Here is a 15,794-nt window from a genome sequence, read left to right as displayed (position 1 = left end):
GGTGGCACACGCTGACGTAGACCCTAGGGACGGGTGATTTCTCTGGCGTGACTCATTTGTTTCGCACAAGTTAACCGGCTCACCCTCCACCGTAGCCCGATCACACCCCGCTGTGCCCTGGTCATTTACGGGCGCAGTACCGTGGACGGGTGGACAACAGGCAAGCACTCGGATCGTGGCTTTCCGGGCCCCGCGCGGCCGCGGAAGAGGCCGGTGTCGACTTCGGATACCGGGGCGAGCAGCTCGGTCTGCCCGAGGAGGGACCCGGCTCGATCGCCCGCCCGGGCCGCCGGCTGGGCGCCCTCGCCGTGGACTGGGGTCTGAGTCTCCTGATCGCATACGGTCTTATCACACAGAGCTACAACGAAGCGGCACAGATCTGGGCACCCCTGATCCTGTTCGCCCTCATGGTGCTCACGGTCGGTACGGTCGGCTCCACCCCGGGCAAGCGGCTCCTCGGCCTGCGGGTGCTCGCCCTGGACACCGGCCGCGTCAGCCCCTGGCGCACCCTCCTGCGCACGGTCCTGCTCTTCCTCGCGATCCCCGCCCTGATCTGGGACCGCGACGGCCGCGGTCTGCACGACCGGGTGGCGGGCACGGTCGAGGTCCGTATCTAGCGCCACGGTGACCTTTCACTGAGTGACCTTTCACTGAGTGACCTTTCACTGACGACGAAGGGGCGCCCGGAGTGATCCGGGCGCCCCTTCGTCGTCAGTGTGCGGGGTCAGCGGGCCTTCGGCCCGCCCTTCGGCAGCTTCATGCCCTTCGGCATGGGCCCCTTCGGCAGCGGCATGTTGCTCATCAGGTCGCCGAGGGCGCGCAGCCGGTCGTTGGTGGCCGTGACCTGCGGGCCGGTCAGCACGCGCGGCAGCTTCAGCATGGTCGTGCGCAGCTTCTTCAGCTCGACCTGGCCCTCGCCCGTGCCCACGACCAGGTCGTGCACGGGCACGTCCGCGACGATGCGGTTCATCTTCTTCTTCTCGGCGGCGAGCAGGGACTTCACCCGGTTCGGGTTGCCCTCGGCGACCAGAACGATGCCGGCCTTGCCGACCGCGCGGTGCACCACGTCCTGGTTGCGGTTCATCGCCACCGCGGGGGTCGTCGTCCAGCCCCGGCCGACATTGTCGAGTACCGCCGCGGCGGCGCCGGGCTGTCCCTCCATCTGCCCGAAGGCGGCCCGCTCGGCCCGGCGCCCGAACACGATCGCCGACGCGAGGAAGGCGAGCAGGAGGCCCAGGATGCCGAGATAGATGGGGTGACCGATCAAGAAACCGATCGCGAGGAAGACACCGAAGGTGACGATTCCGACTGCCGCGAGTACAAGACCGATCTTCTTGTCGGCCCTGCGGGTCATCTTGTAGGTCAGAGCGATCTGCTTCAGTCGCCCGGGATTCGCAGCGTCCGCTGCAGGTTCCTTCCTCGCCATGGCACGAAGTCTACGTGGCCCCACAAGCGCCGACGACGGCAGTGCCCGCGGGGGCCCCGTGGGGGAGGGGCCGCGCTCAGGGGCGGACGGAGACGGACCGGGAAACGGACTGGTCGAGGACGCGCTGCGCCTCGACCCGGTCCTTGGCGCGACGGCGGTCCTCCAGCACGGAGGTCCACGCGTTGCGGCGGGCGGTGCGCTGACCGCTGCTCATCAGCAGCGACTCGACGGCACGCAGTGCGGTGGTGAAGGACGGAATCGCGGTGGCGCGGACCGGCGCGGCCTGCATGGGTGAGGTCCCCCCTCGGTATGGGTGTACGTGCTGTGAGTTCAGCGTCACTGATTGGTGTTACCAGTGCGTGACCGGCCGGTCAAACACCCATGAAGCCCCGGCGGGGAGTGGTGAAACGCCGACGCGGTCCTGACATGTGCCCTCATCTGCGAGGACGGTCAGGACCGCGTCAAATCGGCCGCTACTGGCAGGTAGCGTCTTGTGCGAGAATTCACACGCTTGTCTCGCCCCGCGCCGGGCGGGGGCGGTGACGATGTGTCAGACGGCCTGGGCCGCGATGCGCGCGTCCCGCTGTTCCATGGCCATCTTGAAGAGGCGTCCCGCGCGGTACGAGGAGCGCACCAGCGGGCCGGACATCACACCGGAGAAGCCGATCTGCTCGGCCTCCTGCTGCAGCTCCACGAACTCGTGCGGCTTGACCCAGCGCTCCACGGGGTGGTGGCGCACGGAGGGCCGCAGGTACTGCGTGATGGTGACCAGCTCGCAGCCCGCGTCGTGCAGCTGCTTCAGCGCGTCGCTGACCTCCTCGCGGGTCTCGCCCATGCCGAGGATCAGGTTCGACTTGGTGACCAGGCCGTAGTCGCGGGCCTCGGTGATGACCTTCAGGGAGCGCTCGTAGCGGAAGCCGGGGCGGATGCGCTTGAAGATCCGCGGGACCGTCTCGACGTTGTGCGCGAAGACCTCCGGGCGGGAGGAGAAGACCTCCGCCAGCTGCTCCGGGACGGCGTTGAAGTCGGGCGCGAGCAGCTCGACCTTGGTGCGGCCGGCCTCGCGGCCCGCGGTCTGCTGGTGGATCTGGCGCACGGTCTCGGCGTACAGCCAGGCGCCGCCGTCCTCCAGGTCGTCGCGGGCGACGCCGGTGATCGTGGCGTAGTTCAGGTCCATCGTGACCACGGACTCGCCGACGCGGCGGGGCTCGTCGCGGTCGAGCGCCTCGGGCTTGCCGGTGTCGATCTGGCAGAAGTCACAGCGCCGGGTGCACTGGTCGCCACCGATGAGGAACGTGGCCTCCCGGTCCTCCCAGCACTCGTAGATGTTGGGGCAGCCGGCTTCCTGGCAGACCGTGTGCAGGCCCTCGCTCTTCACGAGGTTCTGCATCTTGGTGTACTCGGGACCCATTTTCGCCCGGGTCTTGATCCACTCGGGCTTGCGCTCGATGGGGGTCTGGCTGTTGCGGACCTCCAGGCGCAGCATCTTGCGTCCGTCGGGTGCGACTGCGGACACGACCGGCTCCCTAGCGATTGATTCTTCGGCGTCCTCTAGGGTACGCCCGTGGATTTGAAACCCGGCGGTGGTCTCCTGCCCCCTGGGGGCTGCGGCCCCCAGGCCCCCGCTTCGGCCTGAACGGCCTCGTCCTCACACGCCGGACGGGCTGACGGTTGCCGGCGCCTTCTCGATCTCCCGCGGCTTCAGCTCCGCGTTCTCCAGTACGTCCTTCAGGTGTCGCTCCACGACCGGCAGCACCTCGGCGATCGGCACGTCGCGGCCGAGCTCGTTCGCCAGGGAGGCGACGCCCGCGTCGCGGATGCCACAGGGGATGATCCGGTCGAACCACTTGTTGTCGGGGTTCACGTTGAGCGCGAAGCCGTGCATGGTGACGCCCTTGGCCACGCGGATGCCGATCGCGGCGATCTTGCGGTCCTCCCGGCGCTGGCCCGCGTTGGACGGGGCGTACTCCGGGCCGTTCATGCGCGGGTCGAACTCCTCGTCGTGCAGCCGCGGGTCGAAGTCCAGGGCAAGCCCTCCCCCAGCCTCCGGCCGGGGGGACCCCCAGGCGGGGCGCTGATCGACCGGGTCGCCCAGGACCCACACGCCGCTGCGGCCCTCGACCCGGGTGGTCTCCAGGCCGAACTCCGCGCAGGTCAGGATCAGGGCCTCTTCGAGGCGGCGTACATGCGCCACGACGTCCACCGGGCGGGGCAGCTTCTGGATCGGGTAGCCCACCAGCTGGCCCGGGCCGTGCCAGGTGATCTTGCCACCGCGGTCCACGTCGACGACCGGCGTGCCGTCCAGGGGCCGCTCGTTGTCCGCCGTGCGCCGTCCGGCCGTGTAGACCGGCGGGTGTTCCAGCAGCAGGACCGTGTCTGAGATCTCGTCGGCGAACCGCGCCGCGTGCACCCGGCGCTGCTCGTCCCAGGCCTCCTGGTACTCGACGGCCTCGTCACCGAACCCCATGCGGACGAACCGCAACCCACTCACGGCAAGCGCCTCCCTCGGACGGGTGTGTCAGGCACGTATCGCGCCCAAGCCACTGTACGTCCGGCCCGAACACGTCAGCCCCGGGGTCAATCCTCACACGATCGGATGAATGTCCGTGAAAATGTGTGATGGGGTGCTTACTCTCCGCTACATTCGCGCCGTCCAGCAAGCCAAAAGGCCTGCTCACACGCAATCCGGCACAGCACCGACACCGGAAGGCAGGAGACCGCACCGCACCATGACGGAACGACCCGCGCAGCGCACCCCCAACCGACAGCTCGCCGCGCTCATCGCAGAAGCGGGGTTCTCCAACGCGGGACTCGCCCGTCGCGTGGACCAGCTCGGTCTCGAACACGGGCTCGACTTGAGATACGACAAGACCTCCGTCACCCGGTGGCTGCGCGGCCAGCAGCCCCGAGGCACCACGCCCGCGCTCATCGCCGAGGTCTTCACCCGGCGCCTGGGCCGCCGCCTCACCGCCCAGGACCTCGGCCTGGACGCCTGCGCCCCGGTCTACGCGGGGCTGGAGTTCGCCGCCGCCCCCGAGGAGGCCGTCGACATCGTCAGCGGTCTGTGGCGCAAGGACTCCGGCAGCCACGCCGAACTGCGCAAGATCGCCTTCACCCCGGCCGGGCTCGTCGTGCCGAGCCGGGACTGGCTGATCGGCCGGGCCGACGAGAAGGTCGCCCGGGGCGAGCCGCCCGCCGCCCGCATCCCGGCGCAGGGCCGCGCCCCCGTCCGCCTGCCGGCGACGGACGGCCCGGGCGTACCGTCCCTGCCCCGCCAGCGCGGCCAGGCCGAGCGCGGCCCCGGCCAGAAGGTCACCGCCGGCGACATCGCCGCCCTGCGCTCGGTCGGCGAGCTCTTCCGCACCCTCGACGACGCCTACGGCGGCGGTCACGCCCGCCAGGCCCTGGTGCGCTATCTGGAGCACGAGTGCGAGCCGATGCTGCGCGGCACCTACGGCGAGCAGACCGGCCGCCGGCTGTTCGCGGCCGCCGCCGACCTCACCCGGCTCGCGGGCTGGACGTCGTACGACATCGCCGCGCACGGCCTCGCCCAGCGCTACTTCGTGCAGGCGCTCCGGCTCGCCCAGGCGGCCGGGGACCGGACGTACGGGGCGTATGTGCTGGTCACCATGAGCCGGCAGGCCGTCTACCTCGGGCACGGGCGGGAGGCCGTCCAGCTCGCCCGCGTGGCACAACAGGGCGTCGGCACCTCGGCCCCGCCCGTCGTACAGACACTGCTGCACGCCTCCGAGGCACGCGGGCACGGGGTGCTCGGCGAGGTCCGGGCCTGCACCGCGGCCCTGGTCCGTGCCGAGCGCGCCCTGGAGACGGCCCGGCCCGGGGACGACGTACCGCACTGGGCGAAGTTCTTCGACGAGGCACAGCTCGCCGACGAGTTCGGCCACTGCCACCGCGACCTGCAGCAGTTCCGCGCCGCCGCCCAGCACGCGGAACGCTCCCTGCAACTGCGCGCCCCCTCCTACGCCCGCAGCCGCCTCTTCTGCCGCATCGTCCTGGCCACCGCCCGCCTGGGCCTGGGCGAACTCGACCAGGCCTGCCAACTGGGGGCGGAGGCGGCGGGCCAGGCCGCCGAGATGCGTTCGGTGCGGGCGGTGGAGTACGTCAGGGACTTCGAACGAAGGCTGGAGCCGTACAGGGACGCGGCCCCGGTGCGGACGTACCGCGACAAGGTAGCGGCCCTTGGCTGAGGTTCTTCAGGGGCGCGGGGAACTGCGCGAACAACCCCAACGCACCCGCACCCGACGAAGCACCTAAGCAGCCCGCGGCACAGTCGGCAGCGGATCGGCCACATGCATCGACCGCCCCGCCCCCAAGTCCGCCAATATCGCCGCCGAAGCCCGATGCCCAGAGTGCAAAGCACCCTGCACCGTGCTGGTATCCCGGTGATCCCCGCACACATACAGCCCGGCGATCAACCGCACCGGCCGCCGCAGATCATGCGGCGGCCGCATCGCCGGCACAGCCTCCACGGTCTGGTGCACGGCCAACGTCTCCCACCGGGCCGTCGGCATCCCGTACAGCCGAGCCAGGTGCATCCGCACCGCCGTGTCGACATCCCCCGGCGGCCGTCCCAGCACCGTCGAGGACACCAGCGCCCGCCCGGCAGGCGCCCGGGACGGATCGACTCGGCTCACCACCGCCGTGTGCGCGACCGGCCCGCCGAGATCCGCGTCGAGCAGCAGCGACGCCCCCGTCTCCGGCGGCTCGTCGGTCGTGTGATGAACCACCGTCACGGGATGGAAATCCGGTACGCGCAGCCCGGGCAGCAGCTCGGCGGCGGCCCGGGCATCGGTCGCCACCAGCACCGCCCGGCAGCGGATCTCGCCGTGCTCGGCGGTGGTCACCGAGGTCGTGGAGACGGAGGTGACGCGCACGCCGGTATGCACGGTGCCCGGCGGCAGCGTGCGTGCCAGCAGCTCCGGCAGGGCTTCCGCGCCGCCCTCCGGTACGCAGAGCCGGCCGCTCGCGAAGGCCCGCAGCGCCAGGTCCGCGCACCGGCTGGACGTGGTCAGGTCCGGGTCGCACAGCAGGGCGGCGAGCAGCGGACGCAGGAAGCCGTCGATCGTACGGGCGGGCAGCCCGCGCGCTGCCAGGGCCTCACCGGCGGGCCGCTCCGGGCGGGCCAGCAGCCGTTCGGCCGGGGTACTCGCCAGCCGGGTGAGGGCGGCACCCAGCCGGGCCTGGTCGACCGCCGTGCCGAGCGGGGCGCCGGACCGGCTCCGGGGCACGGAGACCTGCCGGCCCGGCACCGCCACCGGCCTCCTGGGCGGCCTGGGGGCGACCGGCGACCGGGGAGCGCTCGCCAGAGCGCGTACCGCATGGAGTGCGCCCCGTGCGCCCCCCGCGCCCGCCTGGACGCCCGCGCGGTGGTGGCGTCCGTCGCCGTGCAGCAGGACACCGGGCGCGAAGGGGCGCAGCACCAGCCCGCCCAGGCCGGGTGTCAGTCGCAGTTCCGGATACGCCGTGGACAGCAACTGGCCGATCCGGTCGAGCCGGAAGCCGTCGACCTTCTCCGTCGCCATGCGGCCGCCGACCCCGTGGGCGGCCTCCAGGACCATGGTCGTCACTCCTGCGCGGGTGAGCCGGTTCGCGGCCGAGAGTCCGGCGACCCCGGCCCCCACGACGACCACGTCCGCCTGGTACGCGGGCTCAAGCACGTGCCCCTCCTCGAGGTTGCGCGGGCGCTGGAGACGTCATGCCCTCAACAGGCCGCAGGGATACGCGAGTTCTGGTCGAGGGTAGGGCTGTGATCGGTCAAATGGGGTCGCGCATCAACAGGGCACGGTCGCACGGCGGTCGCATACGGATGCCTTGTGGGCATGAAGTGGTCGCAGGGGGCTAGGGGCCGACTCGAGGAGCCCCCTCGGAGCGGCCGGGATCCGTCACAGTGCCGCCCGGATCGCCCCCTCGATCTCCGGGAACGCGAACCGGAATCCCGACTCCAGCAGCCGCGTCGGCAGCACCCGGGCGCTGCCGAGCACATCCCCGGCCATCTCGCCGAGCGCGCTCCGCAGGACGGGCGCGGGCACGGCGAACAGCGTGGGGCGGTGCATCACGCGTCCCATCGCCGCGGTGATCTCACGGTTCGTCAGGGGGTTCGGGGCGGTGAGGTTGAACGGTCCTGACAGACCGTCCGTGTCGATGAGATGCCGGATCGCGGCGACCTCGTCGTGCAGCGCGATGAACGACCAGTACTGCCGCCCGTCACCCATCCGCCCGCCGAGCCCCGCCTGGAACAGCGGGAACAGCCGCCCCCACGCACCGCCGTCGCGGGACACGACCAGGCCGGTCCGGGTGAACACCGTGCGGACGCCGGCCTCCTGGGCCGGTGCCGTGGCGCCCTCCCACTCCACGCACAGCGAAGGCAGGAAACCCTCACCCGCCGGCGCGTCCTCGTCGACGGCCCGGTCCCCGGTCTCGCCGTAGTAGCCCATGGCGCTGCCGTTGACGAAGACCCGCGGCCGGTCCTTCTCGTCCAGCGCGGCGACGGCCTCGGCGAGCGCCGCCGTGCCGTTCACCCGGCTGTCGCGGATCCGCCGCTTGTAGGCGTCCGTCCAGCGGCGGTCGCCGACCCCGGCACCCGCCAGGTTCACCACCCCGTGGCACCCGGCGAGCCCGGCCGCGTCCACCCGCCCGCCCTCCGGGTCCCAGCGGACCTCGTCCGCAGCCCGGGGCTCATGGCGCACCAGGCGCACCACCTCGTGCCCGTCCGCGGTCAGGGACCGCACCAGAGCGCTGCCGATCAGACCGGAGGCGCCGGTCACCGCGATGCGTCGCATGGCTCAATCTTGCCGGTCGCGCCCATAAAAGCCTCGTCGGTAACCGGTCTCGCCGACATAGCGTGACCGCCATGCCGACTCCACACATACGACCCGCACGGCTCGACGACGAGGAGGAGCTCGGGCGGCTCGACCGCACCACATGGTCGCCCCTGCACGCCGTCCAGCCCCGTCCCGAGCCGCCGTACAGTCCCTTCTTCTCCGAGCGTGACCCGTGGCATGAATGTCTCGTCGCCGAACTCGACGGAGCCGTGGCCGGCTATCTGCGGCTGGGCGTCGCGACGCCGCTCGCCTGCAACGCCCATGTGCGGATGATCCGGGGGCTCGCCGTCGCGGAGGAGGCGCGCGGGCACGGCGTCGCCCGGGCGCTGCTGCGGGCGGCGGGGGAGGAGGCGCGACGACAGGGAGCGCGACGAATCACCCTGCGCGTCCTCGCCCACAACGCTCCGGCCCGGCGGCTCTACGAGTCCGAGGGGTTCGTGGTGGAGGGGATCCTGCCCGAGGAGTTCCTGCTCGACGGGAAGTACGTCGACGACGTACTGATGGGGTACTCCCTCTGAGCCGGAGCTATGACGCGGCCAGATCTCCCGTGTCCACCGGAGCCGTCGCGTCCGCCGCCCGTCGCGCGTCGGCGGCGACCTCGGCCGCCGTCAGGACGTAGCCGGTCTCGGCGTCCGAGGTGGAGCGGGCGAAGACCACGCCGTAGACCCGGCCGTCGGTGGTGAGGAGAGGGCCGCCGGAGTTGCCGGGGCGGACGGTGGAGCGGATCGAGTAGATCTCGCGGGTGACCGTCCCGTCGTTGTAGATGTTCTGGCCCGTCGCCCGCACGCGGTTCGCGACCGTCGCCGCCTGGAGGTTCAGGTCGCCGTCCTGCGGATAGCCCGCGACGACCGCCGAGTCGCCGCGCTCCGCCGCGTCGTCGAACGGCAGCACCGGGGCCTTCAGACCCGGCACGTACAGCACGGCCACGTCCTTCTGCGAGTCGAAGAGCACCACCCGCGCGTCATACGTCCGCCCGACCCCGCCGATCTGCACGGTCGGCTCGTCGATGCCGGCCACCACATGGGCGTTGGTCATCACGTGCTCCCGGGAGTACACGAACCCGCTGCCCTCGCGGCCCTGGGTGCCGGCGACGCCCTCGACCTTCACCGTGCTCCGCTTGGCGGCCTCGGTGGCGGCCGCTGTGACGCTGTCACCGGAGGGCGCGGCGACCTCGGCCGTCGACTCGTTCTCGAACGGGTTGAAGACCTGCGGGAAGCCCGCCTGGGTCAGCGCGGACGTGGCTCCCGAGAACCAGCCCGGCGTGGTGTCCGGCATCGTCCGCTGCACGGCGTCGAGCAGCCGCGAGTCCCGGATCGCCGAGGTGACCAGCGGCGACGAGGACACCCCCAGGACACTCGCGGCCACCCACGCCACGATCAGCACGGCGACGGAGTTGGCCACGGCCCCGCCGATCCCGTCCGCCACTCTGAGCGGCCCTCTGTCCAGCTCCCGCCGCAGCCGCAGCGCGAGGCGCCCCGCCAGCTCGTGCCCCACCACCGCCGGGAGCAGCACCGTGAACACCGCTGTCAGCGTCGCCCCCGTCGTCCCCGGCGTCACCAGGTCCATCACCCACGGCAGGACCCACACGCCGATGACCGCGCCGCCCACGAAGCCCGCCAGTGACACACAGCCGGCCACCAGCCCGCGCCGGTACCCGGACGCCGCATAGGCCAGGACGACCAGCAACAGCAGGATGTCGAGCAGGTCCACGCACGCCGCCTTTCATTCGGAACCCCTTAGTACGTGGGGGGAGGGCCCGGTGATCAGTCGCACGCGCGTGGATGATCAGAATTGGCCACGCGCCCGTGCACCAGGAAAAACGTCGCGGACCGTGACGATGGTTCCACCGGGTGGCACATCACACATCGCGGACGGACCGGATCGGGCCGACAGTGAGCACATGCGTGTCTTCCGAAGACGGCGGGGTGCGCGCAGGCACCGCGCCGCCAGGACACCCGGAATATCCGGCCTGCCGCGCGCGGCCCGGGTGGGCCTCGGCTGCCTGCCGGGCCTGAGTGCCGCCGTCGCGCTGGTGCTGTGCGCCTACGGTGTCGAGAACGCCGCCGACAGCGCCCCCCAGCCGGCAGCCGCCCGCCCCACCGCCAAGCCCTACACCGCCCCCCGGCCGCACATCGTGCTCCGTTCGCACTGGCTGGGCGACGCCGCCCGCACCCAGCCCCGCCCCCGCTACGACGACCGGGTCTCCGCCGTGTTCGTCCACCACACCGACACGCCCAACGGCTACGACTGCGCCGACTCGCCGCGCATCATCCGGGACGTGTACACCGGCCAGACCGGCACCCGGGACTGGGACGACATCGGCTACAACTTCGTCGTCGACCGCTGCGGCACCATCTACGAGGGCCGCGCCGGCGGCGTCGAGCGTGCCGTCACCGGAGCCCACACCCAGGGCTTCAACCACGGCACCACGGGCATCGCCGCCCTCGGCACCTTCACCGCGGGCATGCCCGTGCCGCGGGCCATGATCCACGCCATCGCCGCGCTGTCCGCCTGGAAACTGGGCCTGTCCGGCACCGACCCGCGAGCCAGCGTCCGGCTGGTCTCCAGCAACGGCCTGAGCCGGTACGCGGCCGGCACCTCCGCGGAACTGCCCGCCCTCGCGGGCCACAACGACGGCTACATGACCAGCTGCCCCGGCGCCGCCCTGCACGCCCGACTGCCCGAGATCAGAGAGCTCGCTGCCCGTCTGCAGCAGCGGCCGGAAGACCCACAGCAAGGCCACAGCCGACGCGCATCGTCCTCAGATCCCGGCCCCCTACGGTCACCCTCACAGGCAGCCGACCGGAGGTGGGGACCATGAACAACGGTCATACGGAGAACCCGCACACCTGGAGCGCGGCCACGCGCGGCCCCTGGGCGGTGCTCCGCGCGGTCGCGACCGTCGTCCTGGGCCCGGCGGCGGCCACCGCGTCCGCCCTCGACCAGGCCAACGCGGCCCCGCTGCACGACGCGGTGAAGGCCGACACCCGGAGCCTGGCGGTCAGTCCCTGAAGCGCTCCCACAGCCGGGGATAGCGTTCGGCGAGGAGCCGCTCGTTCTCGAAGTCGAGCGACGTGCCCTCCGGCTCCGGAGGCGCGGGCGGGATCTCCAGGTCCGGGGCGACCACGCCGGTGAGCTGCTCGTAGGCCTCGTCCGCCGCGTAGCCGAGCTCCTCGCCGTCGCCGTCGATCTCCTCGTCGAAGTCGTCCAGCAACTCGGCGAGCGCGTCCGGGTCGTGCACGGCGCCCTCGAAGACATGCCTGCCCTGGCCGATCAGCCAGCACCGGAAGAAGTCGAAGGCGTCGTCGCTCGCCCCGTCGAGCAGCACCCAGGCGGCGCCCCACAGGTCCCACCGGTAGGCGCGGTTGTAGCGGGACTCGAAGTGACGGGCGAAGTCCAGGACCGAGTCCGGATCCAGTCGCGAGAGCCGGTCCACGAGCAGGTCGGCCTGCTCCTCCGGGTCGCCTTCGGCGGCCTCGCGTGAGTCGTCCACCAGCTCCCAGAACTCCGTCTCGTCCATCACGGGACAAGCATCGGCCCTGGGACACACGGGCGCACCCGGAGTGCGCGGGATCGTTATGCGCCGTCCTGGAGGTGGTGCCCTGGGCGGTACAGCCCGGCCAGCCGCAGCGCGTCCGCCGCGAACCGCTCGCGCAGGCCCTCGGGGGCCAGCACCTCCACCTCCGCGCCGAGCGCCGTCAGCTGGGTGTGGGCGACCTCCTCGGACTCCACCGGCAGAGCCACCGTCACCCATCCGTCGCCGTCCGGCTCGTCCGCGTCCACCAGGGCCTCCCGCGCGGACAGCGAGTCGAGGGCGTACGGCAGCCGGCGCACACCGTCGGGGGACAGCCGCACCACCACCCGCGCCCGCAGGATGGACCGGGCGAACTGTTCCGCCCGCTCCTCCCAGAAGGCGGGCAGCTCGAACTCCGGCTCCCGCTCGAAGCGCTCCTCGCCCGGATCCACCGCCGTGAACCGGTCGATCCGGTACACCCGGAAGGACCCGTTCCCGGTCACCCGCGCGCACAGGTACCAGACGCCCGCCTTCAGCACGAGTCCGTACGGCTCCAGCTCACGGACGACATCGTCCTCCCCGCGCCGGTAGCGCGCGACGACCCGCCGGTCGTCCCACACCGCGTCGGCGACGGCGGGCAGCAGCGCGGGTGTCCTCGGCTCCTTGAACCAGTTCGGCGCGTCCAGATGGAACCGCTGAGCCGCCGTCTTCGAGGCGTCCCGCAGGGACGGCAGCAGAGCCGCCGACACCTTCAGCTGCGCGGCCGAGGCGGCGTCCTCCAGGCCCATCTCGCGCAGCGCCCCCGGCACCCCGGACAGGAACAGCGCCTCAGCCTCACCGCGGTGCAGCCCGGTCAGCCGCGTCCGGTACCCGCCGACCAGCCGGTACCCGCCGGCCCGGCCCCGGTCCGCGTACACCGGCACACCCGCCTCCGACAGCGCCTGGGCGTCCCGCGTCACCGTCCGCTCCGACACCTCCAGCTCACGGGCGAGCTCGGCGGCCGTCATGGCCGGCCGGGACTGGAGCAGCAGCACCATCTTGATGAGCCGGGCAGCACGCATGAGGCCATCATGGTGCGTGTTCGGGTGCGGGTGTGTGTGGGGGGGGGGGGGGGGGGCTTGTCGCGCCCACGCGGCGGAGCCGCATATCGATACAGCCCCGCGCCCCCAAGAATGGGCGTGCCCGAGCAGGCCTGTTTCAGGGGCGCGGGGAACTGCGCGAGAAGCCCCCACCGGCCCGCAGTCGACGAACGACCGGGACCGATGAGGGCCGCAGACCCTACAGACCGTACTTCTCGCGCGCTTCCTTCACGGACGTCGCCTTGACCTCGCCGCGCCTGGCGAGCTGGGCCAGGGCCGCGACGACGATGGACTCGGCGTCCACGCCGAAGTGGCGGCGGGCCGCCTCACGGGTGTCCGAGAGGCCGAAGCCGTCGGCGCCCAGCGAGGAGTAGTCCTGCTCGACCCACTGCGCGATCTGGTCCGGGACCTGGCGCATGTAGTCGGAGACCGCCAGCACCGGACCCTCGGCACCCTGGAGCGCCTGCCGCACGAACGGCACCCGCTCCTCGCCGCGCAGCAGCGCCTCGTCCGCCTCGAGGGCGTCCCGGCGCAGCTCGCCCCAGGACGTCGCCGACCACACGTCGGCCGCCACGCCCCACTCCTCGGCGAGCAGCTGCTGCGCCTTGAGCGCCCAGTGGATCGCCGTACCGGAGCCGAGCAGCTGGATCCGCGGGGCGTTGGCCGGAGGCGTGATGCCCGCGGACTCCGCCGTGTTGAAGCGGTACAGGCCCTTGACGATGCCCTCGTCGACCCCGTCCACGGACGGCTTCGCGGGCTGCGGCATCGGCTCGTTGTAGACGGTCAGGTAGTAGAAGACGTTCTGGTCCTCACCCGGGGCCGCCTCGCCGTACATCCGGCGCAGACCGTCCTTGACGATGGCCGCGACCTCGTAGGCGAACGCCGGGTCGTACGACAGGGCCGCCGGGTTGGTCGCCGCGATGACGGGGGAGTGGCCGTCGGCGTGCTGGAGGCCCTCACCGGTCAGGGTGGTGCGGCCGGCCGTGGCGCCGACGAGGAAGCCGCGGCCGAGCTGGTCGCCGAGCTGCCACATCTGGTCGGCCGTGCGCTGCCAGCCGAACATCGAGTAGAAGATGTAGAACGGGATCATCGCCTCGCCGTGCGTCGCGTACGACGTCGAAGCGGCGATGAAGTCGGCCATCGAACCGGCCTCGGTGATCCCCTCGTTGAGGATCTGGCCGTTCTTGGCCTCCTTGTAGTACATCAGCTGGTCGCGGTCGACCGGCTCGTACGTCTGGCCCTTGGGCGAGTAGATGCCGAGCGACGGGAACAGCGACTCCATACCGAAGGTGCGCGCCTCGTCGGGGACGATCGGCACCCAGCGCTTGCCCGTCTCCTTGTCGCGGACCAGGTCCTTGACCAGGCGGACGAACGCCATCGTCGTGGCCACGTTCTGCGAGCCGGAGCCCTTGTCGAAGGACGCGAAGGCCTTCTCCGCCGGGGCGGGCAGCGGGGCGACCGGGTGCACGCGGCGGGCCGGGGCCGGACCGCCGAGGGCGGCGCGGCGCTCCTGGAGGTAGCGGACCTCGGGGGAGTCGGCGCCCGGGTGGCCGTAGGGCACCACGCCGTCGACGAACGCGCTGTCGGAGATCGGCAGCTCCAGCAGGTCGCGCATGTTCTTGAACTCGTCCACCGTCAGCTTCTTCATCTGGTGGTTGGCGTTCTTCGACGCGAAGCCCTCGCCGAGGGTGTGGCCCTTGACCGTCTGGGCCAGGATCACGGTCGGCGCGCCCTGGTGCTCGACGGCGGCCTTGTACGCGGCGAACACCTTGCGCGCCTCGTGACCACCGCGCGAGAGGTGGAAACACTCGAGGATCTTGTCGTCGCTCAGCAGCTTCGCCAGCTCCACCAGCGCAGGGTCGCCGCCGAAGAAGTCCTGGCGGATGTAGGCCGCGTCGCGCGTCTGGTACGTCTGGATCTGCGCGTCCGGTACCTGACGCAGGCGGCGTACGAGCGCGCCGGTGGTGTCGAGCTGGAACAGCTCGTCCCAGGCCGTGCCCCACAGCGTCTTGATCACGTTCCAGCCGGCGCCGCGGAACTGGGCCTCCAGCTCCTGCACGATCTTGAAGTTGGCGCGGACCGGGCCGTCGAGGCGCTGCAGGTTGCAGTTGATGACGAACGTGAGGTTGTCCAGCTCCTCACGGGCGGCGAGCGCGAGGGCCGCCGTCGACTCGGGCTCGTCCATCTCGCCGTCGCCGAGGAACGCCCACACGTGCGAACCGGCGGTGTCCTTGATGCCGCGGTTGGCGAGGTACCGGTTGAAGCGCGCCTGGTAGATGGCCGACAGCGGGCCGAGGCCCATGGAGACCGTCGGGAACTCCCACAGCCAGGGCAGGCGGCGCGGGTGCGGGTAGGACGGCAGGCCGTCGCCGCCCGCCTCCCGGCGGAAGTTGTCGAGCTGGGTCTCGTTCAGCCGGCCGTCGAGGAAGGCGCGGGCGTAGATGCCGGGGGAGGCGTGGCCCTGGATGTAGAGCTGGTCGCCCGAGCCGTCGGCCTCTTTGCCTTTGAAGAAGTGGTTGAAGCCGGTCTCGTAGAGCCAGGCCGCCGAGGCGAAGGTGGCGATGTGGCCGCCGACGCCGTACTTGCTGCCCCGGGTCACCATCGCGGCCGCGTTCCAGCGGTTCCACGCGGTGATCCGCTGCTCCGTCGCCTCGTCACCGGGCACGCCCGGCTCGGCGGCGGTGGGGATGGAGTTGACGTAGTCGGTCTCGAGGAGCTTCGGCAGCGCCAGGCCGGCGCCCTCGGCGCGCTCCAGCGTGCGCCGCATGAGGTATGCGGCACGATGCGGTCCGGCCGCCTCGGTCACCGCGTCCAGGGAGGCCTGCCATTCGGCGGTCTCCTCCGGGTCCCGGTCCGGGAGCTGGTCGAGCTCGCTCGGCTGGATGGCTTTGGGGTCGGTCATGTCGCCGCCTTCCTCAGTCGAAGGGGGTTCC

General features: G+C 71.8%; 15 protein-coding genes. 5 read left to right on the top strand and 10 right to left on the bottom strand.

The window, feature by feature from the left end; genetic code table 11:
* Positions 1–149 precede the first annotated feature (149 nt).
* Complete coding sequence (locus ACIBK5_RS14020) at positions 150–617, top strand: RDD family protein (protein WP_399019308.1); 468 nt, start codon at positions 150–152, stop codon at positions 615–617.
* Between the two features lie 107 nt (positions 618–724).
* Here ACIBK5_RS14020 and ACIBK5_RS14015 read toward each other — a convergent pair whose 3' ends face one another.
* The 4 genes from ACIBK5_RS14015 to lipB all read right to left on the bottom strand — a co-directional run bounded on the left by ACIBK5_RS14015 (position 725) and on the right by lipB (position 3,917).
* Complete coding sequence (locus ACIBK5_RS14015) at positions 725–1,426, bottom strand: DUF4191 family protein (RefSeq protein ID WP_391104835.1); 702 nt, start codon at positions 1,424–1,426, stop codon at positions 725–727.
* Positions 1,427–1,502: 76 nt separating this feature from the next.
* A complete protein-coding gene (locus ACIBK5_RS14010; RefSeq protein ID WP_215121925.1) occupies positions 1,503–1,715 on the bottom strand; it encodes a hypothetical protein in 213 nt (70 codons plus the stop codon).
* A gap of 261 nt (positions 1,716–1,976) precedes the next feature.
* Positions 1,977–2,942, bottom strand: a complete 966-nt coding sequence (lipA, locus tag ACIBK5_RS14005) for a lipoyl synthase (protein WP_382499324.1) — start codon at positions 2,940–2,942, stop codon at positions 1,977–1,979.
* A 132-nt stretch (positions 2,943–3,074) separates the two neighbouring features.
* Positions 3,075–3,917, bottom strand: a complete 843-nt coding sequence (gene lipB / locus ACIBK5_RS14000; protein WP_399019305.1) for a lipoyl(octanoyl) transferase LipB — start codon at positions 3,915–3,917, stop codon at positions 3,075–3,077.
* A gap of 238 nt (positions 3,918–4,155) precedes the next feature.
* Between lipB and ACIBK5_RS13995 the strand changes: the two genes are divergently transcribed.
* Complete coding sequence (locus tag ACIBK5_RS13995; RefSeq protein ID WP_399019303.1) at positions 4,156–5,634, top strand: regulator; 1,479 nt, start codon at positions 4,156–4,158, stop codon at positions 5,632–5,634.
* Between the two features lie 63 nt (positions 5,635–5,697).
* Here the strand turns inward: ACIBK5_RS13995 and ACIBK5_RS13990 are convergent, their stop codons facing one another.
* On the bottom strand, positions 5,698–7,104 hold the full coding sequence (locus ACIBK5_RS13990) for an NAD(P)/FAD-dependent oxidoreductase (RefSeq protein WP_399019301.1): 1,407 nt from the start codon (positions 7,102–7,104) through the stop codon (positions 5,698–5,700).
* Positions 7,105–7,329: 225 nt separating this feature from the next.
* Positions 7,330–8,226, bottom strand: a complete 897-nt coding sequence (locus tag ACIBK5_RS13985; RefSeq protein ID WP_399019299.1) for a TIGR01777 family oxidoreductase — start codon at positions 8,224–8,226, stop codon at positions 7,330–7,332.
* Positions 8,227–8,297: 71 nt separating this feature from the next.
* On the opposite strand from ACIBK5_RS13985, the gene ACIBK5_RS13980 reads away from it, so the two are divergent.
* Complete coding sequence (locus tag ACIBK5_RS13980) at positions 8,298–8,786, top strand: GNAT family N-acetyltransferase (protein WP_399019297.1); 489 nt, start codon at positions 8,298–8,300, stop codon at positions 8,784–8,786.
* 7 nt (positions 8,787–8,793) lie between these two features.
* Here ACIBK5_RS13980 and ACIBK5_RS13975 read toward each other — a convergent pair whose 3' ends face one another.
* A complete protein-coding gene (locus ACIBK5_RS13975; protein ID WP_399019296.1) occupies positions 8,794–9,978 on the bottom strand; it encodes a MarP family serine protease in 1,185 nt (394 codons plus the stop codon).
* Positions 9,979–10,168: 190 nt separating this feature from the next.
* Between ACIBK5_RS13975 and ACIBK5_RS13970 the strand changes: the two genes are divergently transcribed.
* Both ACIBK5_RS13970 and ACIBK5_RS13965 read left to right on the top strand, forming a co-directional pair.
* Positions 10,169–11,089 (top strand): peptidoglycan recognition protein, encoded by a 921-nt coding sequence (locus ACIBK5_RS13970; protein ID WP_399019294.1) that lies wholly within the window; start codon positions 10,169–10,171, stop codon positions 11,087–11,089.
* Positions 11,086–11,280, top strand: a complete 195-nt coding sequence (locus ACIBK5_RS13965; protein ID WP_399019292.1) for a hypothetical protein — start codon at positions 11,086–11,088, stop codon at positions 11,278–11,280. Before ACIBK5_RS13970 ends, ACIBK5_RS13965 begins: the two co-directional genes overlap by 4 nt.
* Here the strand turns inward: ACIBK5_RS13965 and ACIBK5_RS13960 are convergent.
* From ACIBK5_RS13960 to aceE, 3 genes are all read right to left on the bottom strand, one after another.
* A complete protein-coding gene (locus ACIBK5_RS13960; protein WP_399019289.1) occupies positions 11,270–11,791 on the bottom strand; it encodes a DUF4240 domain-containing protein in 522 nt (173 codons plus the stop codon). The genes ACIBK5_RS13965 and ACIBK5_RS13960 overlap by 11 nt on opposite strands.
* 53 nt (positions 11,792–11,844) lie before the next feature.
* Positions 11,845–12,843, bottom strand: coding sequence for a helix-turn-helix transcriptional regulator (locus ACIBK5_RS13955; RefSeq protein WP_399019287.1), 999 nt, complete (start codon positions 12,841–12,843; stop codon positions 11,845–11,847).
* A 217-nt stretch (positions 12,844–13,060) separates the two neighbouring features.
* Positions 13,061–15,763, bottom strand: coding sequence for a pyruvate dehydrogenase (acetyl-transferring), homodimeric type (gene aceE / locus ACIBK5_RS13950; protein ID WP_399019285.1), 2,703 nt, complete (start codon positions 15,761–15,763; stop codon positions 13,061–13,063).
* Between the last annotated feature and the right edge of the window lie 31 nt (positions 15,764–15,794).

Origin of the sequence: Streptomyces sp. NPDC050546, from assembly GCF_044457425.1 — a bacterium.
GTDB lineage: Bacteria > Actinomycetota > Actinomycetes > Streptomycetales > Streptomycetaceae > Streptomyces.
The sequence above is the reverse complement of the archived record's forward strand: the minus strand, read 5'-3'. Positions and strand labels throughout refer to the sequence as shown.

Excerpts from the sequence above, each read along its gene's own strand:
- ACIBK5_RS14015 (WP_391104835.1), bottom strand. The coding sequence starts at position 1,426 with ATGGCGAGGAAGGAACCTGCAGCGGACGCTGCGAATCCCGGGCGACTG.
- ACIBK5_RS14010 (WP_215121925.1), bottom strand. The coding sequence starts at position 1,715 with ATGCAGGCCGCGCCGGTCCGCGCCACCGCGATTCCGTCCTTCACCACC.
- ACIBK5_RS13995 (WP_399019303.1), top strand. The coding sequence starts at position 4,156 with ATGACGGAACGACCCGCGCAGCGCACCCCCAACCGACAGCTCGCCGCG.
- ACIBK5_RS13985 (WP_399019299.1), bottom strand. The coding sequence starts at position 8,226 with ATGCGACGCATCGCGGTGACCGGCGCCTCCGGTCTGATCGGCAGCGCT.
- ACIBK5_RS13980 (WP_399019297.1), top strand. The coding sequence starts at position 8,298 with ATGCCGACTCCACACATACGACCCGCACGGCTCGACGACGAGGAGGAG.
- ACIBK5_RS13970 (WP_399019294.1), top strand. The coding sequence starts at position 10,169 with ATGCGTGTCTTCCGAAGACGGCGGGGTGCGCGCAGGCACCGCGCCGCC.
- ACIBK5_RS13965 (WP_399019292.1), top strand. The coding sequence starts at position 11,086 with ATGAACAACGGTCATACGGAGAACCCGCACACCTGGAGCGCGGCCACG.
- ACIBK5_RS13955 (WP_399019287.1), bottom strand. The coding sequence starts at position 12,843 with ATGCGTGCTGCCCGGCTCATCAAGATGGTGCTGCTGCTCCAGTCCCGG.
- aceE (WP_399019285.1), bottom strand. The coding sequence starts at position 15,763 with ATGACCGACCCCAAAGCCATCCAGCCGAGCGAGCTCGACCAGCTCCCG.